This is a genomic window from Priestia sp. FSL W8-0524 (assembly GCF_038005965.1).
Taxonomy (GTDB): Bacteria; Bacillota; Bacilli; order Bacillales; family Bacillaceae_H; genus Priestia; species Priestia zanthoxyli.
In genome coordinates, this window is record NZ_JBBOUG010000001.1 from 1,368,663 (window position 1) to 1,388,729 (window position 20,067).

Annotated in this window: 25 protein-coding genes and 1 pseudogene; 18 read left to right on the forward strand and 8 right to left on the reverse strand. The window is 33.7% G+C overall.

The window, feature by feature from the left end:
* The first annotated feature begins 5 nt into the window (after window positions 1-5).
* Complete coding sequence (locus NST66_RS06750; RefSeq protein ID WP_033578550.1) at window positions 6-1,352, forward strand: MFS transporter; 1,347 nt, start codon at window positions 6-8, stop codon at window positions 1,350-1,352.
* Window positions 1,353-1,645: 293 nt separating this feature from the next.
* A complete protein-coding gene (locus NST66_RS06755; RefSeq protein WP_014460742.1) occupies window positions 1,646-1,936 on the forward strand; it encodes a hypothetical protein in 291 nt (96 codons plus the stop codon).
* A gap of 15 nt (window positions 1,937-1,951) precedes the next feature.
* Here NST66_RS06755 and NST66_RS06760 read toward each other — a convergent pair whose 3' ends face one another.
* Window positions 1,952-2,233: a YesK family protein gene (locus NST66_RS06760; protein WP_033578552.1), complete on the reverse strand. Its 282-nt coding sequence runs from the start codon at window positions 2,231-2,233 to the stop codon at window positions 1,952-1,954.
* A 134-nt stretch (window positions 2,234-2,367) separates the two neighbouring features.
* On the opposite strand from NST66_RS06760, the gene NST66_RS06765 reads away from it, so the two are divergent.
* Together NST66_RS06765 and NST66_RS06770 are read left to right on the forward strand one after the other, a co-directional pair.
* The gene (locus NST66_RS06765; protein WP_033578553.1) at window positions 2,368-2,805 is read left to right on the forward strand and encodes an NUDIX hydrolase; all 438 of its coding nucleotides are present in this window, start codon (window positions 2,368-2,370) and stop codon (window positions 2,803-2,805) included.
* 94 nt (window positions 2,806-2,899) lie between these two features.
* Window positions 2,900-3,262 (forward strand): YkvA family protein, encoded by a 363-nt coding sequence (locus NST66_RS06770; protein WP_033578554.1) that lies wholly within the window; start codon window positions 2,900-2,902, stop codon window positions 3,260-3,262.
* A gap of 363 nt (window positions 3,263-3,625) precedes the next feature.
* Here the strand turns inward: NST66_RS06770 and NST66_RS06775 are convergent, their stop codons facing one another.
* A complete protein-coding gene (locus NST66_RS06775) occupies window positions 3,626-4,123 on the reverse strand; it encodes a DUF2062 domain-containing protein (RefSeq protein ID WP_028413888.1) in 498 nt (165 codons plus the stop codon).
* Between the two features lie 311 nt (window positions 4,124-4,434).
* Here NST66_RS06775 and NST66_RS06780 point away from each other — a divergent pair, with 311 nt between their 5' ends.
* Window positions 4,435-5,346: a C40 family peptidase gene (locus NST66_RS06780; protein WP_033578555.1), complete on the forward strand. Its 912-nt coding sequence runs from the start codon at window positions 4,435-4,437 to the stop codon at window positions 5,344-5,346.
* A gap of 126 nt (window positions 5,347-5,472) precedes the next feature.
* Here NST66_RS06780 and NST66_RS06785 read toward each other — a convergent pair whose 3' ends face one another.
* Window positions 5,473-5,700: an FtsW/RodA/SpoVE family cell cycle protein gene (locus NST66_RS06785; protein WP_268988751.1), complete on the reverse strand. Its 228-nt coding sequence runs from the start codon at window positions 5,698-5,700 to the stop codon at window positions 5,473-5,475.
* A 159-nt stretch (window positions 5,701-5,859) separates the two neighbouring features.
* Here NST66_RS06785 and NST66_RS06790 point away from each other — a divergent pair, with 159 nt between their 5' ends.
* The gene (locus tag NST66_RS06790; protein WP_028413886.1) at window positions 5,860-6,456 is read left to right on the forward strand and encodes a YdcF family protein; all 597 of its coding nucleotides are present in this window, start codon (window positions 5,860-5,862) and stop codon (window positions 6,454-6,456) included.
* A 110-nt stretch (window positions 6,457-6,566) separates the two neighbouring features.
* On the opposite strand, the gene NST66_RS06795 is transcribed toward NST66_RS06790, so the two are convergent.
* Together NST66_RS06795 and NST66_RS06800 are read right to left on the reverse strand one after the other, a co-directional pair.
* Window positions 6,567-7,181, reverse strand: coding sequence for a DUF998 domain-containing protein (locus NST66_RS06795; RefSeq protein WP_033578556.1), 615 nt, complete (start codon window positions 7,179-7,181; stop codon window positions 6,567-6,569).
* 284 nt (window positions 7,182-7,465) lie between these two features.
* Window positions 7,466-7,879, reverse strand: coding sequence for a hypothetical protein (locus NST66_RS06800; RefSeq protein ID WP_033578557.1), 414 nt, complete (start codon window positions 7,877-7,879; stop codon window positions 7,466-7,468).
* Window positions 7,880-7,977: 98 nt separating this feature from the next.
* On the opposite strand from NST66_RS06800, the gene NST66_RS06805 reads away from it, so the two are divergent.
* Complete coding sequence (locus tag NST66_RS06805; RefSeq protein WP_028413883.1) at window positions 7,978-8,481, forward strand: DinB family protein; 504 nt, start codon at window positions 7,978-7,980, stop codon at window positions 8,479-8,481.
* Window positions 8,482-8,578: 97 nt separating this feature from the next.
* Here the strand turns inward: NST66_RS06805 and NST66_RS06810 are convergent, their stop codons facing one another.
* Window positions 8,579-9,112: a GNAT family N-acetyltransferase gene (locus NST66_RS06810; RefSeq protein WP_033578558.1), complete on the reverse strand. Its 534-nt coding sequence runs from the start codon at window positions 9,110-9,112 to the stop codon at window positions 8,579-8,581.
* Window positions 9,113-9,376: 264 nt separating this feature from the next.
* Between NST66_RS06810 and NST66_RS06815 the strand changes: the two genes are divergently transcribed.
* From NST66_RS06815 to NST66_RS06860, 10 genes and pseudogenes are all read left to right on the forward strand, one after another.
* Window positions 9,377-9,682, forward strand: a complete 306-nt coding sequence (locus NST66_RS06815) for a hypothetical protein (RefSeq protein ID WP_033578559.1) — start codon at window positions 9,377-9,379, stop codon at window positions 9,680-9,682.
* A gap of 257 nt (window positions 9,683-9,939) precedes the next feature.
* A pseudogene (locus NST66_RS06820) lies at window positions 9,940-10,125 on the forward strand (DUF3923 family protein).
* A gap of 1,148 nt (window positions 10,126-11,273) precedes the next feature.
* Complete coding sequence (locus tag NST66_RS06825; RefSeq protein WP_014460729.1) at window positions 11,274-12,455, forward strand: Alp7A family actin-like protein; 1,182 nt, start codon at window positions 11,274-11,276, stop codon at window positions 12,453-12,455.
* A 17-nt stretch (window positions 12,456-12,472) separates the two neighbouring features.
* Window positions 12,473-12,850 carry a hypothetical protein gene (locus NST66_RS06830; protein WP_033578561.1) on the forward strand — a complete coding sequence of 126 codons (378 nt, stop codon included), beginning with the start codon at window positions 12,473-12,475 and terminating at the stop codon, window positions 12,848-12,850.
* Between the two features lie 340 nt (window positions 12,851-13,190).
* Complete coding sequence (locus NST66_RS06835) at window positions 13,191-13,766, forward strand: hypothetical protein (protein WP_033578562.1); 576 nt, start codon at window positions 13,191-13,193, stop codon at window positions 13,764-13,766.
* Window positions 13,767-14,157: 391 nt separating this feature from the next.
* Window positions 14,158-15,081 (forward strand): LysR family transcriptional regulator, encoded by a 924-nt coding sequence (locus tag NST66_RS06840; protein WP_033579494.1) that lies wholly within the window; start codon window positions 14,158-14,160, stop codon window positions 15,079-15,081.
* A 165-nt stretch (window positions 15,082-15,246) separates the two neighbouring features.
* Entirely contained in the window at window positions 15,247-15,936 is a 690-nt protein-coding gene (locus tag NST66_RS06845; protein ID WP_080754402.1) for an alpha/beta fold hydrolase, read from the forward strand.
* Window positions 15,937-16,185: 249 nt separating this feature from the next.
* The gene (locus NST66_RS06850) at window positions 16,186-16,416 is read left to right on the forward strand and encodes a hypothetical protein (protein ID WP_033578563.1); all 231 of its coding nucleotides are present in this window, start codon (window positions 16,186-16,188) and stop codon (window positions 16,414-16,416) included.
* Between the two features lie 98 nt (window positions 16,417-16,514).
* Window positions 16,515-16,784, forward strand: coding sequence for a hypothetical protein (locus NST66_RS06855; protein WP_033578564.1), 270 nt, complete (start codon window positions 16,515-16,517; stop codon window positions 16,782-16,784).
* A 164-nt stretch (window positions 16,785-16,948) separates the two neighbouring features.
* On the forward strand, window positions 16,949-17,362 hold the full coding sequence (locus tag NST66_RS06860) for a YjdF family protein (protein WP_033578565.1): 414 nt from the start codon (window positions 16,949-16,951) through the stop codon (window positions 17,360-17,362).
* A 41-nt stretch (window positions 17,363-17,403) separates the two neighbouring features.
* Here the strand turns inward: NST66_RS06860 and NST66_RS06865 are convergent, their stop codons facing one another.
* Both NST66_RS06865 and NST66_RS06870 read right to left on the reverse strand, forming a co-directional pair.
* A complete protein-coding gene (locus NST66_RS06865; RefSeq protein ID WP_033578566.1) occupies window positions 17,404-17,991 on the reverse strand; it encodes a DUF4825 domain-containing protein in 588 nt (195 codons plus the stop codon).
* Window positions 17,992-18,222: 231 nt separating this feature from the next.
* Entirely contained in the window at window positions 18,223-19,062 is an 840-nt protein-coding gene (locus NST66_RS06870; RefSeq protein WP_033578567.1) for an alpha/beta fold hydrolase, read from the reverse strand.
* Window positions 19,063-19,250: 188 nt separating this feature from the next.
* On the opposite strand from NST66_RS06870, the gene NST66_RS06875 reads away from it, so the two are divergent.
* Complete coding sequence (locus NST66_RS06875; RefSeq protein WP_033578568.1) at window positions 19,251-19,991, forward strand: class I SAM-dependent methyltransferase; 741 nt, start codon at window positions 19,251-19,253, stop codon at window positions 19,989-19,991.
* Window positions 19,992-20,067: the final 76 nt, after the last annotated feature.

The following is a 20,067-nucleotide window of genomic DNA, read 5'->3' on the forward strand; positions in this document are numbered from 1 at the left end:
AATGTTTGGGTAAACATAAAGAGCTTATCTTGGTTATTTCATTACTAATTGGGACATTTCTTGTACCAATTAATTCAACCATGATTGCCGTTGCTCTATCAACCATATCAGCTCATTTTAATGAACCACTTGCAAATATTTCGTGGGTAGTAACGATTTATTTAATTGTAATGGCTGTTACTCAGCCTATCGCTGGAAAGCTAGGAGATCTATATGGAAATAGAAATATCTATTTATGGGGCGTGGTGTTCTTTCTAATAGCATCTTTAGGCTGTATATTTTCAACTAATCTCATTTCCCTTATTATCTTTCGATCACTGCAGGCAGTAGGAGGAGCTTTACTTACTCCAAACACTATAGCAATCATTAGATATGTGGTACCAAAAGAACGGCTCCCTAAAGTTTTAGGTATATTTGGAATGGGGATGGGTTTGGGTGCTGCAATTGGACCTTTATTAGGATCTGTCCTGCTTGAAAACTTCAATTTGGAAGCTATATTCTGGGTCAACGTTCCTTTTCTTTTCTTAGCTTTAATCAGCGGAATAGTTATGATTCCTAAATTTAATGTTAAAAAGCAAACAAGTACTTTAGATATTCAAGGTTCCATTTATTTAGCAATTAGCATTTCTTTATTAATCTTGTTGACACACGGTATGGAATTTACTAAGGCTTTAATAATGGGAATAATATTTATTCTATCTACAATTTTGTTTATCAAAAGAGAAAATACGGCAGAAAACCCGATTATCGATTTTTCTTTATTCAAAAATTCCACCTTTACAAGCGCTAATTTATCTATTATGCTTAGCAACTTTGTTATGTATGTGATTTTATTAATTATGCCGCTGTTAATGAAGTCTCAATTTCATTTATCTACAGCGCAAACAGGGCTTGTTTTATCAGTTTTTTCGATTTCAATGTCTTTAAGCGGCTGGATAGGTGGATTATTAAACAATAAGTTTAGTTCTAAAAAAGTGATTGGGTTTTCTTTTGCTATGATCATTTTCTCCAATATTCTTTTTCTATCCTTAGAGAACGTTGGATCTATTTTTTTTCTTATAGCGGCTTTAATTATTGGAGGTTTTTCTACGGGAGTAGGTTTAACAAGCATGCAGGTTGCCTCGCTTGATTCCGTAAGTAAAGAGCAATCTGGTACAGCCTCTGGCATATACTCGACGTTTCGCTATTTCGGGAGTATTATTTCGTCCACGCTTATCGCTCTTGTTACAAGCTATAACTACATCTTTATTATTTTAGGGATATCAGGGGTAGTAGGTTTACTAGTAGCTAGGAGCATTAAATCTGGCAGCCAAGACATGATAAGCAGCAATAATTCCAGTGCAAAAGCATAGTTATTTTTTGATAAAGCTTTTGGTTATATACACAATTTACTAATTAATCAATAAAAAATAAGTACTGCTTCTAAAATAGGAGCAGTACTTATTTTTTGACTAAATTTCTGTGAATTGCTTTTTTAATGGTAATATTTAACTAAAGGGATATACAGATAAAAAGTTCAATTACGATGGGAGAAGGGTTAATCTTACTTGTCATTACAAGTATATTTATAGTAGCACTAGAGCTAAAAAAGCGGGGGCTAGGTTGAAAGATAAAACCTTTTCATTATGAGAAAGGCGGGGATGAAATGGCAATAGGAATCGCATTAACTGTTTTAGTATTAGGTCTTATGTTTGCGAGTGGACTAAGCCAAGGAAAGTCAGCTAAAAGAAAATATATAGTGTGGGGAACGACTATTATATTAATAATAACTCCATTCTTTTCATGGATTGTTTCTATTCTGTTTGGTATTAATCAAGGAGATGGTTTTGCTGCCGTGGGATTAATGATGTTATTATTACCGCTTTTCTTTTTAATCGGAGTCGTTACTCTTCTGATAGGTATTTTTAAGAAGGACAATATGAATAAATCTATTTAGAAAGCAAAGAAAGCTCTAAGATTTATTCATAGGGCTCTCTTTACTTCTTATTAGCTCACTTAACGATATGATGATTATAGATATAATGGATCCTATAAAAATAGCAACATTAACTACTCCAATTCCCATACCAGTTAATCCTCCGTAAAAGTAGCTTATGATAACAACACTTAGACTAACTATTCCTGCAATTAAAGGTATTGTATATTTTAAAGAAGATGTTGTTCTGCTCAGTTTGTATGAAAGTAAAAGTAAGCAAGCAACTGTAGTTATAACAATCAAGTACATTATAGGCATTTTTAACCTCCTTGAGCTGTATGACATAAATATTACCATAAATTTACACACTGATAAATGTTTTTTTTGAATTAAAGAAGTTCGTTAAAAAAAGAGATATTTTCAATTAGTCTCCATTAAAGGAGGAAGGGAATATGAAGGAAACCCCCACTATAACAAAAGTTATGGCTTACATAACTAGATTCAATGAGCCCTATACAGAGTTACTAGTTTGCGAACATAGAGATTATCCAGAAGCAGGAGTTCAAGTTCCAGCCGGTACTGTAGAAGAAGGAGAAACAATTGAAGAAGCTTTATATAGGGAGGTCAAAGAAGAATCTGGATTAATGGAGTTTTTATCCGTCACAAAATTGAAAACATATGTTTATCATCATGAAGGTAAAAATCAATATCATGAACGACATGTTTTTCATTTAGAAGTTCAAAAAGAAACGGCAGAACGGTGGGAATATAAGGTGAATTCTGAAGGGGAAGATGCAGGATTAATCTTTTTCTATTATTGGGTTCCTGTTGGAGCTGTTCCTAAACTAGCTGCAAATCAAGATGACTGCATTAATCAGTTATTCGTATAGTTTTGAATTTACTCATAAAAGAAACATGCATTTAAACAAAAAATAAAACCGATTTTCATATTATATTAAACCGTCCATAAGGAGAATAGGAAACATGCTTAACCAATTAAAGTTGTGGGCTAAAAAGTTAAAAAAGCAGCTATTTATCTTATACTTAGCTTATAAAGATAACCGAGTATCTTGGTATACCAAAGTATTTACTGCTTGTGTGGTTGCATATGCCTTCAGTCCAATCGATTTAATTCCTGATTTTATACCGGTTTTAGGCTATATTGACGATATAATCATTGTTCCTTTAGGAATTATGCTTGCTTTAAAGATGATACCTAAAAATGTAATAGAGGACTGCACAATAAAAGCAGAAGAGCTCATTCAAAATGAAAAACCTAAAAATTGGGTTGTGGGTTCAATTATTATCATAGTATGGCTACTTATTTTTACGTGGAGCTGTTTTTAAGTTTTTAAACTGAATGTACTCTTACAAAGAAAAAAATATATTAGGTTTACTATCGATCGTTATGATAAAAAATGGTAAATGATATATACAATTGAAAGGAGTACATTAGAACACATGCAGCAAATTGATATTCAAGAAAAAAAATAGACAGAGCTCTCTTTCAATGTATTTCCTCCATATTTATCTTAAAACAGAAACAAAGATTGTACCTTAGCCCATAATTGATAACCATAGGTATCAATTATGGGCTAATTTACCTCTATGCCTTTTGAAGAAATGTTCGTTAATGGTTATATTTTTATATAAATTAGATTGATTTACAATTAGAAATAAAGGTTGAAATCAAGCTAATAATCCATTTGTTTAGTACGGTTTTTTTACTATCCACTTTTTAGAGATGTAGTGTAAGAGAAAGCCTCTGTACTGATTTATAATATAGTAGCTAGCAATATAGAGTATACTTCCAAATAAGAAGCTGTTAAGAATCATGCCTGTTAAAAAATTCTTTCCTACTTTTGCTCCTAGTTCTAGTCGATTATCTAAATCTTCATCTGTATTCTGAAGTAAAGTTTGATCAAGATCGATTGGGAATATATATCCTCCAACTACTGTATTCAAGTAAAACATCAACGGAAAGGCCCACATAAAAAACATTCCACCAATGAGTCCTGCTATGCTGTTTCCTTTACATAATTTAGCTAAACCTACGGATAGTATAAGGCCAAATCCAAAGGTAGGAACAAAGTTCACAACAGAACCTAGACTAAAACCTAGCGCAACTTTATGTGAATGATCTTTTAATCGTAATAGTTTAATAAGTAAGTATTTAAACCGGCGCTTCAAACCCGCTATTTTGCTCACATTATTCCCCCTATCCTTTACCATGCAGCCTCTATTTTTCTTTTTTATGTTCACAATTATAAAAAGGTGCTTTATTGTATGAAAGATTTAGCGGTATATACGTAAAACAGTAAGGTCAAAGAATAGTAACTTTAACCATTATAAGTATATTTATACTTTATATGACAAAACAAATAATTACCTCCTAATAAATCAAGTGATTTTTAGAATTGTCACGAAAAATTCACAAATAGGTTGTTTCTTTTCTATTTCTCCCTGCTAAAATTTTATAGTCAAGAACAAGAAAAATATAACATCGGGGGATATACTTAGTGAAAAAGATAATTTCTTCATTAGCTTTATGCTCATCATTGATTGTTTTACCAACAATAAGCCATGCAGCTTTAGGGGACAAGCTATTAAAAGAAGGTATGACAGATCCAGACGTAAAAGAATTACAGGATGTTTTAAGACAGAAGGGCATATTTTCAGCTACTTCGACTGGCTATTTTGGTTCAATTACAAAAGATTCAGTTCTAAGCTTTCAGCGTTCTCATAGTTTAACCGCTGATGGAATGGTGGGACCTAATACATATCAAGCGTTAATAGCTAATTCAACAAGTGCGGTTACAAGCAGTACACTTCTGAAATATGGAATGACTAGTAATGAAGTTGAAAAAGTACAGCAGCTGTTAAAGGAAAAAGGTTACTTTAACGCCACACCAACAGGCTATTTTGGCACAATTACTCAAACTGCCGTTATGAATTTCCAACGGGATCATGGCTTAGCTGTGGATGGAATAGTAGGTCCAGCTACTTTAAATGCCTTAAATAACGCATCTACTAGCGCCACTGGTTCTTCAACTGTTAATAGTTCAACGCAAGCGACAGCTAGTGATATTGTGGCTTATTCTAAAAAATTCATAGGGGTGCCATATGTTTGGGGCGGAACTTCTCCAAATGGTTTCGATTGCAGTGGTTTCATTTATTATGTATTTAAAAATGGAGGTGGGGTAACTGTACCGCGAACAGTAGCCACCTTGTATCAGTCAGGAAAAAGTACATCTACTCCGAATATTGGAGATATCGTATTCTTCGATACTACTGGAGGTCCTTCACACGCTGGAATTTATATTGGAAACGGGCAGTTTATTCATGCTGGAAGTTCAACTGGTGTAACTATTGCATCGTTAAGCAATTCTTACTGGGCACCTCGTTATTTAGGAAGTAAATCTATCCTCTAATAGATTACTAGTAAAAAACACAGCAATTCTAAGCAGCTGCTTGATTATTATTTATGTAAATAAAGTAAAAAGTCCTGATATATAGTCAGGACTTTTTATTATAGCCACCAGTTAGCCATTCAAACGTTAAACATTCCTTATATAAGCTTGTTCCATTGACTGGCTTTGATATGTTTGAGTGTATGTGGTAAACATCGAAACATTGGTAAGTATTCCTGCAGCAAGCATTAACAATGTCAGCGAAGAACCTCCAAAGCTTATAAAAGGTAGGGGGACACCGGTAATAGGAAGAAGACCCGTGACAGCCCCAAGGTTTACAAATACTTGTACTTGAACAGCTATCATAACGAAAATATTTAGAAAGAATGTTTGTTAAAGTTTTACCTTCTAACTTTTATATAAAAGCTGTGATTACCTGCAGCGCGCAAAATTTTTTGAAGATTACCTTTTTATTTTTATGAATATTGAGCTTTATGATACGATATGAAGTGAACTTTTTAAATGAGGGTCTATATGCAAAAAATTAAAGGTAAAAGAGTAAAGATCAGTATATTCATGCTGGGATTAGGGATGATTTTTTTCCTGTTTGCCGGGAAAGAGCTTGTAGTGAACGAAAAGCCTGTAAAATCTGACGTGATTATTGTGTTAAGTGGTGATAATGATCGACTGGAGAAAGGAATTGAATTATATAAAAAAGGATATGCGTCTCATTTGATCCTTTCGAATGGTCAAGAGAATAATTTTTATCATCAAGCCAAAGACTCTGGAATACCTGAGGATTCAATTATATTAGAAAATCACGCTACAAGTACTACGGAAAATGCTAAATTTACAAAAAAGCTAATGATGAACTATCACTTTCAATCTGCTATCGTTGTTTCTTCAAACTATCATATGAAAAGGGTAGAAAAAAACTTTAATAAAGAATTTGAGGATACCCAAATACAATTAACCTATTGTTCTAGTGGAAGTCGTTATTATAATCCACAGAGATGGTGGGAAACTGCTTTAAATAGAAAAGTTACTTACACAGAATACGTCAAACTTATTGGCAATTATTTTGGTTTTAGCGGAAAGAAATCTAAAGAATTATTAAGAGAATTTATTTAACAAAATAGCAAAAAGTCCATAGGGAATGCCTCTATGGACTTTTTGCTATTTGAAATTCCGGCTAGTTTAACATAGTCTTGTAAGCTCATATGAAACGGAGTGATAGTGGATTATTTGTTTAACATAAAGGAAAGCACGGTGCCCCATATAAAGATTACTAAATAGAATAACCTTTGCAGCAGACCGGTAGGCATAGGAACAAAAAATACAAGCATAATGAGTATAAGGATGACTAGTAAGGAGACTAAGCAGCCATAAGTCCAATACTTGCCGCTGCTTAAAGATGATGCATACATCCAAAGACCAGCTAAAACAGTAACCATGCCAAGCTGAGCAAGTATTGAATGCCAAAATAAATTAATATCAGCCGGGATAAAGCCTGAAACAATATTACCTAAAGCTAATATAAGAATAAAAGCTGTTGCTAGTTGGCTTTTTCTCGTTTTCTTTAGGTTTTGTGAAATGTACAAAACACCAATTGAAAGTGTCAATCCGTTTATAATAAACAATACGTTCATCCAGAAATGGTGAGGAGAGCAAATTTCATGAGGTGCAATTGAATAGGTGTAGTTTCCACAAGAAGTTACACCAAGATCACTCATTGCGTGATGTAAAAAACTGTAGGGAGCAGTTGAAGTCAAAATAAAGAAAGGTTCAACTAAAAAATACAAGCAAGTAGCAAACCAGCTTAAAATGCCAACCTTTTTTGATATATACAGAATCATCACCTCTTAAAAAGCGTTATATACGAATTATATATCCAAATAATGTTAAAAAGAATGCCCTTGAAGCCTATTTTTATGTAGGGCTTGGGGTTGATGTGAGGAAGGAGGACAAAGTGTTTAACTTGGAGGTGTTTAGGAAAGGACCTCTTTACTAATGCTTTGTAGCGCTAGAGAGGTCCAAAAGCAGCTTGATTAGAAATGAATAACGCTGATTATACGGCCTAACTTACATGGAGTTTAATGTATCCAAAACGCGGTGGCATTCAAGATGTTTTCTCTAGAATTTAATAATCTGCTGTTTTTTGAATATCTACATCATATTCATGTGCAAATGTTTCTAATTCCTTAAAAACATTTGGTGGATTAAATAATGCTATTCTCATATTCCACCCGTTTTCTACTTTTACTACTGCTAATTTTGATTTCCAACTTAACCGTTTAAATACAATTCTTTTAATGTCCCTGGGTTTAACGGTTTTTACATATACTTTAAACCATAATATATATATTCTATAGGTTAAAGTATCTCTGTCTATCTGAAATTCATATCGGAGAAAAAGGGAAAGAAACAAGCAAAGGATAGCCAAAAGGTTTAAAAAGGCAAGTTCTTTATGTTGAACTGCTTGAATGAGTAATAAAGTATTTAAAAGTAATAAAGGATAAACAACAGTTTTTTGAGCCGTAGCTTTAAATAACATAAAGTCTCCTTCCTTTAGTAAATAAGCCAACTTATTTTTCTTCTATGATATTATTTAGTTATTGATTTAGATTAGATTTATATTGGGAGGTCTTTTATATGTATAATACCATTTCAGATTTTATCAAAGAATGGAACAACGAAGCCATGCTGACTCAAAAAGTTTTAGATAGCTTGACAGATGATTCGTTGAAACAACAAGTGTATCCTGAAGGGCGTACGTTAGGGAGAATTGCTTGGCATTTTACAACAAATATTCCAGATTACCTAACTGAATTCGGATTAAGTATAGACAGAATTGAAAGTACAGCAAGCGTTCCATCTTCAGCACAGGAAATCGCTATAACCTTTAAAAATGTAAGTTCTCATGCTGCTAAAATTATCGAACAGCAATGGACAGATGAATCTTTAGAACATACGCAAGAAGCGTTTGGAAGAACCCAATCAAATGCCACAATCTTAATGGGACTAATCAAACATATTGTTCATCACCGAGGTCAAATTACCATTCTTATGCGTCAAGCAGGCCTAAAACCTGCTGGAGTTTATGGGCCTCCAAAAGAAGATTGGGTTCATTTAGGTGTGGAAAATCCACCGCTTTAATAATATCAGGTAAGTAAAAAAGAGGCTGCCCATAGAAAATACTATAAAATTATTTTCCAGGCAGCCTTTACGTAAAACCTAATTAATCATTTAGTGCTTACTCTGAAAAAGATTTTGAGTAATGTACAACACCTTGCACATTTTTTAGAGATCCTTCTGTTAACTCTATGGCCATAAAAAATTCTTCAGGCACGTCAAATGGAGCATATATATTCCATGAGCTAGCTGGTTTAAATCCAAACTTAGGATAGTAATCTTTGTGCCCTAAAACAATTACTGAATGATAGCCAAGCTCTTTTGCGCGTTTTAACGCAGCGTGTATTAGTTGGCTCCCAGCTCCTTGTTTTTGATACTGAGGTGCAACTGAAACTGGAGCAAGTGCTAAAGAAACGGTAGCGTTATCACCATCTATAATTGTTATTTTAGATAAAAGAATATGACCTACAAGGTCTGCATTCTGATTAAATGCGACCAATGACAGTTCAGGAATAAAGGCATCTGACTTTCTAATCCGTTTTACAAGTAAATGCTCTTTTTGATCGCTGTATTCTTCATTTAAAAAAGCACTTTTAACAACTTCTTCCGTTTTATTATATTCTTCAGTGAGTTCTTGTTTAATTAAGATATCCATTTATAGTCTCCTGTCCATTTGGTGAATTACGGATTTTTATACTCCATAAATGGGGATTCCTTTATGCAAACAGCCATCAAGGAAGCTTACTCACCCAGCTTTAAACATAAGTTTAACAAACAAAAACCTCCAAAATTAGTATGTATATATTTTATATTGTTCTATTTTATGAGTCCACCTTTAGTACACAATATTTGTTAATTATTTATGGTAAAATATACTATATATATTAAATTAGAGTGTGTAAAGAAGGTGTAATATCTGATGTTAAAATTATTATTTGTATGTTTAGTAAGCTGCTTCATCATTTATATAGGGGAACGTGTATGGAAAGAAGGTAGTACCAATTTTATTGCTGGATACGGAAAGACATTTACCCCTAGAAATGAAAAGCAGCTCGCTAAAGGATTTGGACTTGTTATTATGTTATTTGGCTTTGAAACTATGATATTCCCCATTCTCTCTTTATTTTTTGAAGGGGTTGGGTTTTATTATGGATTGCTGATTGCATTAAACTTCTTCATTATATTGGGACTTATGATAAAGGACCAGGTGCAGGGAGAAGCCTAAAGGGGGAGAAAACGATTAAAAAAAATATCCGGCTTATGATCGGTTTAATCAGCACTATTATCCTGTGTTTCTATGGAGTAAGAGGTTTATTGGTATATAAAACAACGCCGTTTTCTTCTTACCTCTTTGCGGTAGGTGGAGCTATTTCTACCATTGCTCTTATCTGGGAATTGAAAAAGAAAGATGCAGCTTAAATTGAAAGGAGTGATGATGTGAAAAGACAATGGATTTTCTGGTGGATAGCTAATATGATGTGAATCATACTTTTCATTATAGGCACAGCTGTTGTCTGGACAAGAGAAGTTGATGGAGCGGGTGTTACTTAAACACCTCAGCTAAAATTGTTGGCATTTATTGTTTTATTGATTGCATTTATTTTCCCTTTGATTATTCAAGTTATATGGCTAATTTTCAATTTTAAAGCTAACAAGCGTGTACTGTAGAAAATAGAAATGATGTTATGAAATAGAGGGAGTGATATGTATGTACAGCAAAAAGTGCTCTAAATGTAATTCAACTTTAACCAAAGCTCGTATTCAATCATCACCTGGAAGTTTAGGTGTAAATAAAACGCCAAGCAGCGTATTAACTAATAATCATAATTATAGTGAGTTAATACCTTATGTTTGTTCCAGCTGCGGTTATGTAGATTTTTATGTTGAGGATCATGAGAAATTTGTTTAATAGACCTTTTAAGATTTTTTATTTTCGAATACATTGTGATAAGTCACTGAACTTGGTATATCCTCTAATGTCAATTTTAATTAAAGGGTAAGGAAAATAAATGATTTCTGGAGGCCACTTAGTTTTCTGTCAGTAGTTTATTTAATCGTTCTAACTGCATGTAATCAAGAAAGTTTAGGGACGAATACAGAGAGTTCTTCTGCTATCATTGTTGTAGTTGAAAACAAGGAATATAACGGAACAGAAGATAAATTAGATCAAACACAAGAAATAGGAGACCAAATAGGGACAATAGAAAAGGAAACCAAAGCAACTAAAATGCCCGCGGGTAATAATCAATCAAACTATTTTACAGTTGGTTCAGAAATCTATTCACTAAAAGGAACAGAGGATTATATTATAGTTAAAGATAAAGATCATAAAAGTCAGTTAATGAAAAAGGTAGTTCAAAAAAGGTGAGTGTTATCTAATATTGTCAAACAAGATTTTAAGTCTCTTAACGAATATAAATATTATCTTGATACATTCCGCTTTTCCACCAGGAGTATTTGTCTTACCCTTCAATCAACTGCTAGAAAGACCTAAACAAATGAAGGCTGCGTTTAGCTTAATAAAAATAACAAACTATTAATCGCTTGATCAATAGCTCGTTTTTTACTTCATCTAAAATACTTTTGTCTCAACCTCTTTTTTCACCAGAATTTCTACTTCCGACTTTCCTATTCTCGAAAAAGAACTTTCCTGACACTGTTTTTCTAACCCTGAAATAAGTTCAACTAGATAAAAAAATTGTTGATATGTGTAAGTTTTTGATGATAAATCAGTTGAACTGAAGGATTGAAAATCTACCTTTTCTTTTGTATAATAAGTTCAACATAAGTTCAACTAAAAAAAGAGGTGTATAGAGATGAAAATTTCACGTTTTAATAAAGACTGTGGGAACTCAGTCGATATGAATATCATAGATGGATATCTATTTGATTTCCAAACCAACGTAGTAGAACTCCAAAAAGAAGCTGCTGATTCATTCTTCACAGATGCGGTGACAGCACCAGAGGAATTTAAAAAGCGTATCTTATTATCTACAACCATTGGAGAGGAAGAAAAAGAACGTTATTTCTTGGTGGGTGACATTGCCGCCAGCCAACAATTAGCAAACAATCATATCAATCGTTTACATAATAAAATTACAAGTCATATTCCATACGTAACATTTTTAGCTGCCGTTGCATACTACCACGCGTTACATACAAAAGATCAAAAGGACAACAACATCCAGATTGACTATTTCTCTACAATGTTACCAATTTGGTTACTAAAAAAAGAAAGTACGTTTGGTGAAGCGCAAAAGGCTATGGCAAATCGCTTTGTAGGTGATCACACTTTTTATATCCATACCCCAGGATTTGAAAAAGAATTAAAAGTATCTGTGGAGGAAAGTGTTTGTTTAAAAGAAGGTGAAATCGCACGTTTTGCGTTAAAGAAAGACCTAACGCTTCAAGACCGTGAAGATGCTAATGAATATGTGGAATGTGAAACCGTAATGATCGATATTGGTGGAGGATCCATTGATGTTGTAATCTTACCTGAAGGGTTGAAGGCTGCGAACAGTCGTGAATCGTTCCAAAGTATCGAGGGTATTCCCTACTTAGCACATATCGATAAGTTACGAAAAGAGAAATTCCCAGAGTTGTTTACCGATTTACGCGCTTTCGATCAATTTATTTTAGATAACTACAGCAAACAAAAGTTTGAACTAAAGAATGAAAACACAGGTGAATCCATTGATTTAACAGCTCAAATCAAATCTTCTCTAAGAGATTATGTAGAGATCTTACTAGCTAAGTTAAATGATGTCGCCCCACCACCAGCAAATAAAATCCGAAAATATGTATATAGTGGCGGTGTCGCTCCTACACTAGAAGTAGCGATTATGAATAGCATGCGTGAAAAAATTGGCGAAGAACGCACAGAGAAATATCATAAAGTGCCTGAGGATAGCCGTCACTTAAATTTATTCGGCTTAGAAATCCGAAGCATGGGGTACCTTCAAAAGAAACAAGCCGAGAAGAAAGCCGTTAAATCCTAACAGCGCAGGTGATAACCATGTCAGAGCGTCAAAACGCCTTTACGATTAAAACTAACCAGTTGAGTGATGAAGTCTATGATATACTTGCAAAATATGCAAAGTCTCGAAAATTAGGGGACTATATTTCATCTCTAATTGTTCGTGACCTTCATAGTACATCTTCCAATCAAGTAGAAGCAGGACACAGAACAGAAGAACTTCTTGAACATATCAATTCCGAACTACGGGAATTAAAGAAATTAGCTCAGTCCAACGGGTTTGTGAGTAAACAAGAGGAGACAGAAGAGAAGCCTTCAGAAAGCCACCAAACCTTCAAAGAAGGTAAGGTTGCAGATCTAGAGCAATTATCCGGGTCATTAGATGATGATGATTTAGAGGAATATAACGATTTTTAATTTAAAAAGCTATTGGTATGTGGGACGAGACTGTCCCACATACTAGTAGCTTTTTTTGTTTTCAATATGTCTATTCGTTTTTGATACATTATCATATGTACAAAAAACGTGTTAAAACTAAAAAAAGGGAGGAAACAGTTTATTTATGGATAATAATAATTAGCACGAGTACTTTTATTTATTCTAAATTTGCTTTGTCTCAAGAACATCAATAATTAAGTTTAGGTATTCTAAATACCATGTCGAAGCTCAATCACACCATGAAGTGTTATATAGAAGGAATCAGCACAATCATGTACTAGTAAACAAACATGATATGTGAATAGGTAGGGGGATAAATATGAAAAAGTTCTATCTTGGTTTTTCCGTTATTTGTTTGTTGTTTATCATTACTGCTTGTTCAAAAACGGAATATGTAAACAATGTTGATTACTTAAAATTACAAAAAGCAGAGGTAACGTTAACAGATGATAAAAAAATCGTTGGGGAAATGATAGTACCTGATAAAAAGAATAAAAGTAAACGTATCGTTCCAACGGAGTTACACTATACATTCACGATGGAAAATAAGTCTAATAATATTATGGCTCTCTCTGATCCTGTTAAAACAAACATTCGCATAGAACCAGATAAGGAGTTAATATCAGCTGTAAAAGAAGCAATTGGTTCAAATATTTATAAGATGGATAACAATAAGTTAGGGGTTGGCATGAGTATAGGAGAAATTCCATCTAAAGGAACAAGTAAATTTACTCTTAATTATACGTTAGGAGCAAAGGAAAAAAATAATGAATTACCTCTTTTGCCAACTGAAGAAAAACTAAAAAAGCTACAAGCTAATGCATTAAAAGGCACACTCATTATCTCCCAAGATGACAAGGATATTGCGGAGTTTAGGTTAGATTCAAGCCAATAACCATGATTTTAAGTTTAAATAGGTTAATAGCTCTCTAACTCTGTATATCGTCAGCGTTAGCGAGCTATTGTTTTTATATTTATACGCTTGTATGTGGATTTACTTTTCCCAAAAATAAAATTGATTAGCCTTACTTATTTAGTTACGATAAGCGCTCGAATAATTTCATTCCAGTAGTATTTGAAGTTTTTTTCACTTGTTTCTTTTTGCGTTAGGCTAATTGATTCTTTTGTATTTTCTTTTTTTATGGTCATTATGATTTCCCCTTATCTCTTTATATTTAGTATGTTGTGGTTTGATTTACCATATTTTATAATGAAATTAATGATCGTTACAGATGAACATTACGATTGAATCAATCGGAATATCCGATTATATAGAGGTGAGGAAAATCGAAATAAAACAACTGATTACATTTAAAACAGCTGCAGAAAATTTAAATTTTACATATACGGCTAAAATTTTGAATTTTGCTCAATCAAGCGTTACCGCACAAATAAAAGCTCTTGAAAATGAACTTGAAACGCCTTTATTTGAACGTCTTGGGAAACGCTTGGTTTTAACAGAGGCAGGTAGAGAATTTAAAAGATACGCAGATAAAATGATTCAATTGACTAAGGAAGCAAAAAACGCTGTAAGTGGAGTGGAGGAGCCTTCGGGTACGCTTATTATTGGATCTTCTGAAAGCCAGTGTACCTATAGATTACCTCCCATATTAAAAGAGTTTAAGGATCAATTTCCTAAGGTTAAAATGATTTTTAAACCTATTTACTCTCAAGAACAAACAAGAGCGCAGCTACTAGACGGCACTCTTGATATCGCCTTTACAATGGAGCCTATTCAGCATCATGATGCAAATCTACATACACAATGTCTTGTTGCAGAAGACTTAAAAATTATTGCTTCGCCTCAGCATCCTTTAGCTGATAAAACGGATATCTACTTAGAAGAGCTTGAAAATGAGACTCTCTTGTATACCGAATCAGGTTGTTCATATCGCGTAGTGTTGGAAAACTTGTTTCGTGAGGCGGGTATTTGTACATCCACTAAATTTGAATTTGCAAGTGTGGAAGCTATTAAGCAATGTGTGATGTTGGATTTAGGTATTGCGATATTGCCTGAAGTAGTGGTAAAAGGAGAGCTTGAGAAAGGAATATTAAAAGAATTGGCTTGTACTAAAGTGGATACGACCCTTTATACACAAATGTTTTGGCATAAAGATAAATTTATGTCTCTTCCTTTACAATCGTTTATTCAATTGGCTTGCAGTACTTTTGGTTTAAATTATATAGGTACCGAAAGTGAAAAACTCTAGGTACATTATGCCGACTAAAGAATTACACAGGATACATAAAATAATCTGATATCTTTCCCAATAAGATAAGAGGTGAAGGAAATCTTCATTCCTTCACTAATATATAGATGAACATTAATAAACTAGATTTTAATTGGTGAAATCTGAGTTAGGAGTTGATCTAATTTGAAAATGCGAGTAAATCAAATTAAACTAAATGGTTTAACATTTCAATATCGAGAGGCGGGCGAAGCTTCAGCACCTGTCATTGTTGCACTTCACGCTTTAGGAATGAGTGCAGAATCGTGGGACGAAGTAGCGGCTGCATTAGGAAAGGAATATCGGTTTTTAGCTTTAGATCAAAGAGGACACGGTGGAAGCGAGAAAGCTGGCACGTATACGTTTGAACTTATGTGTGATGACTTGCTTCAGTTTGTAAATGCGCTGAAATTAGAGCGCTTTACGTTAATGGGTCACTCTATGGGTGGCACCGTCTCCTACCTTTTTTCCGAGACATTTCCATCAAGGGTAAAACGGTTAATTGTTGAAGATACACCTCCACCTTTTACAGGAGAGAAGTTCGAAATTCCTTCTAAACCTCCTGGCTCTCTACCATTTGACTGGGAGGTTGTACCTTCAATTCTTCAACAGTTGAACAACCCGAATCCTAAATGGTGGGGAAGTCTTACAGAGATAATTGCACCTACTTTCATCATAGGAGGAGGATCTAGCCATATCCCTCAAGATAAGTTGCAGGAAGTTTCTAAACGTATTCCAGATTGCAAGTTAGTGACGATAGAGGGAGCTGGACATGAGGTGCATACAGAGAATTTATCAGCGTTCTTAACTGCTGTTAAAAATTTCCTTGATTCGTGACTTTCTGGATTTCTTATTTAATTTGAAAGTTTGGTTAAGTAAATAACATGGTAAAAGTTATTAAACTTTTATAGAAAGGGAGACTATACGTTAGTCTCCTTTTTAATCTGTAAATATGTTAATATATAGATTATATGTAATAAAATTCATGATAAAATATTTTTTATGAAAGATAAATAAATGCCTTTTAATAGTAATAGGGAATGCTATAACTCATTAAATGAGCATGTTTGAAAGGAGGGGAATTTCTTGTTGAAATTTATAGAAAAAGGTTTTTTCTATGGCCTTATTTTAGGAGGATCATTAGGTTTCTTTGTGATTCCATATAAAGAAGTTGAATCAGTCGGTGATGGTGTAACAGAAACAACCTATTTAAAACTTATTGATTTTATTATTCATCTCATTCGTTTTAGTGTAGTTATAGCTACACTTGGAGCGGTAGTAGGTTTCTTTCTTTATAGAAAAAAGAGTTTGGAGTGATTCACCCAAGCTTTTTCCTACTGGTGATTAAATACATTATGGAAGCTGCTAATTAAATGGTGACATATAAACATTTATCTAGTTCGTGGAGGACCAAATTGAAAAAACGTTTTAGTCAATATTCACTGTGGTTATCGTTGCTTGGGACGGTTGTTGGTGTTGGCCAGTATTTTACACCCATACATAGCCCCGACATTTTGTATGTATGTATTACTGTTTATTTGATAGGATTCTCATGTGGAATAATAGCTTTTGGAAAACAAGAAGAGGGGTTGATGAAATATTTTAGTTTAATCTCTTTTGCAGTAATCCCAATATTTATTATGGCGAGCTTTGTATTTTTTGCAATGAATTTTGGTGAAAAATAAAAGATGGTAGTTATAATAAATATTTTCATGTTAAAATTTGTATGTGGGATGTAAAAACACAATTCGGTTGGTAGTCCGGATGCATTGATATGTATCAATGTCAGTAACCTTCCCCTCCTCGGGATGTCCATCATTTCATAGTATGTTTAGAGGAGGGAATCGTTATGTCATTAACGATTTACCATGATGGTCAGTTTTGGATAGGAATTATTGAAGTTGTAGAAGGCGGTAAATTAAAAGCATTTCGTTATGTATTTGGAGCAGAACCAAAAGATACAGAGATATTAGACTTTATTCATCACAAATTGTTAAATCTGATTAATCAATCGATTCATTCAGGTCTTGATGTGAAAATAAAATCTAATAAAAAGGTCAACCCAAAACGTTTACAGCGCCAAGTAGCAAAAGAAGTAAATAAAATTGGTATTTCTACTAAAGCTCAAGAGGCTATGAAACAAGAGTACGAAGAAAAGAAAAAAAGTAGAAAAAAGAAATCTAAGCAATACCGTGAAGAACTAAAGGAACAAAAATACTTGATGAAGAAACTAAAGGCGAAAGCTAAGCACAAAGGTAAATAGAGTACGAATAAAGAGCCTTATTTACGGCTCTTTATTTGTTGTTATTCCTTTACTATCGGAACATTCTTAAAAAAATGTTCTCGAATAGCTGCCGATTTAACTGTTTTATTTATCTTTTCTTTATTATCATCTATAAATTGCTGTGCTTTTTCTTTATCAAATAATTTATTACTATCCGGTAAAGTTTTAATGTTGCCAGAAATAAACTGTTCCATTTCTTCTCTAGATACTGAGAATTTTTGATTGTCTACTTTAAAACTGTAACCTTGAGCATTAGGCACTAATATTGCTAAATAAATAGCATTGTAAAGAAAGTTTTTCTCCAATGTATTCTTACCGTCAAACCAATATTTTAACGTTTCATCTTCAGATAAAGAGCCCTCTTTAGTACCATAAATTATTTTTGGTGTTTTATTATGTAAATCGATTTCTTTAAACGTTTCTCCTCCAGGCAATGCTCTTACGATAGCTGAAACGTTAGAATTATCTCCGACATAAGTTCCGCTATGCTCTTTAAGCTTTTGTACATCAACAGTGTTAATACTTGTGACTTCTTCTTTTGAAGAACAGCCGGCTATGCCTACAAGGAGTAATAAGATTAAACAAAAAAGCACCTTAAAATATTTCATAAAAACCTCCATTTTCTTACTTTAATACCCTTATGTGGATATTTCATGAATTATTAGTGTATCGTAAATAGGCTGTCTTGAAAAGGTGTAGGTCCTTTTGTACAAAATACCCTTTGCTATAGAAAACGTTTTTGTCAACTGCTAGTAGAAGAAAGGAATTTTGAAATATGAAAAGACCCCAAAGCTTTCTTGAAAAAGCGCTTTGAAGTCTTCATTTCTCTTTTTTTACTTTTAAGAGCTAATCCCTACAATTGCTTCGATAATTTGGTCCCAGTCCTCACTATGAACTTCATGTCCTGTACCCTCAAGAGCTATTAATTTAGCATGAGAAATAGCTTTTGCAAGAGCAAGTCCATGTTCATAAGGAAGTGCCGGATCTTTTGTTCCATGAATAATCAGCGTAGGTGTGCTAATTTCACTCAATCTGTCATAATATTGGCCTCCTCCTTGAAGTAAAGCATGATTAAATCTACTCGGCAACTGTTTGGCGCGGGCAGCTTCTCTTTTTGCTAGCTTATACATCCTTTCCTCTTCATAAGGTTTTGTTCCACTTAACGTTTTCCATCCACCTGCAAGATAGGGAACGGTTTCCTCATGTTTTGACCAGTCTATGGAAGTGCTTTTTGTATGATAATCAAGTATGCGCTGATCCATTGGAGGCAATTTTTCCGCCTCCGTTCCAAAAACGCTTGATGCAATTAAAGTAAGAGAGTCTATGCGTTTTGGATATCTAAGAGCAAGAATCTGACCTATCATCCCGCCCAACGACATTCCAACAATATGAGCTTTTTCTATAGAATAAGCATCTAAAACGCCAATTGCATCATCAGCCATATCCGTTATTGTATAGTTAGAAGTACCCGGCGGATAAGTGGTAGATTGGCCTAAATCACGATGGTCGTAACGAATAACAAATCTCTCCCTTTCAGCGAGGCGAAGACAGAAGTCTTCATCCCACCAATCTAACGAGGACATTGCTCCCATTATTAAAAGTACAGCAGGATTTTCGGGGTTTCCAAAGCTTTCTGTGCAAATCTCTACGTTATCTATCTTTAGTATTTGTTCATTCATTTGTGTACCTCCTTTTAAGTGTTAGAAAAATGAAAAGTAGCCCTTTATTCACTTCTCTAAAATGAGAATATTTCCTTTTTGAATTTTATTTAGGGAATCGATTGTTCCGTCTGTTACCTTATTGACTAGAATAGAGCAGGAAAGTTGAATGCACGTATGGAAAACTACTTATGTGAGGTGAAATAAGAATGGATGATTACTATGGAGAGCTTTGCACAAGGTTATACGAAGTTGATAAATCCGTTGCAAAGAGAAAAGAGCTGGAGTTTTATCTTTCCTTTGTAAAAGACCAAAATATGAAAGTATTAGAACCGATGTGCGGGAGCGGTAGAATGCTTATTCCATTTATGCAAAACGGAATTGATATTGAAGGGTTCGATATTTCTAAAGAAATGCTTGAAGCATGTGTAGAAAAGGCTGAAAGAATAAGCATTAAACCAAATGTATGGTACCAAGATATCGAGAATTTTCAAAATAGTAAAAAGTATGATCTTATTATAATACCCTTTGGCTCTTTTTCGCTGTTAGCTGATGATATTGTCACTAAAAGTCTTCAAAATATGAAAGCAGTTTTAAAAGACGGCGGAAAAATACTTTTAACGATTATAAAGAAAAAAAGTGAAATTGAAGAACTAGTAGATTGGACTGAAACAAATAGAGTATCTTTTAATAAAGAAATCATCGTCGTTTACAAAAAAAGCTTCTACGATAGAAAAGCGAGCTCTTTGAATACTAAGATAAAATATGAGCTACTTCAAGGAAATCAGACAAAAAAGGTGGAGATAATGGATTTCCCTCTTCGACTTTATGGCTCAGAAGAATTTGAACGTATCCTTAGCTCTAATGGATTTAACAATCTTACTGTTCATGAAGTAAAAGATGGCTACGGAGAAGGCATGTCATTCTCTGTCTATGAGTGCAGAATATAGACATTGTAATACCATTTAAACTTTGATTACCTTTTTCATTCATTACAACTTGATAGATTAATATACATATACAGGA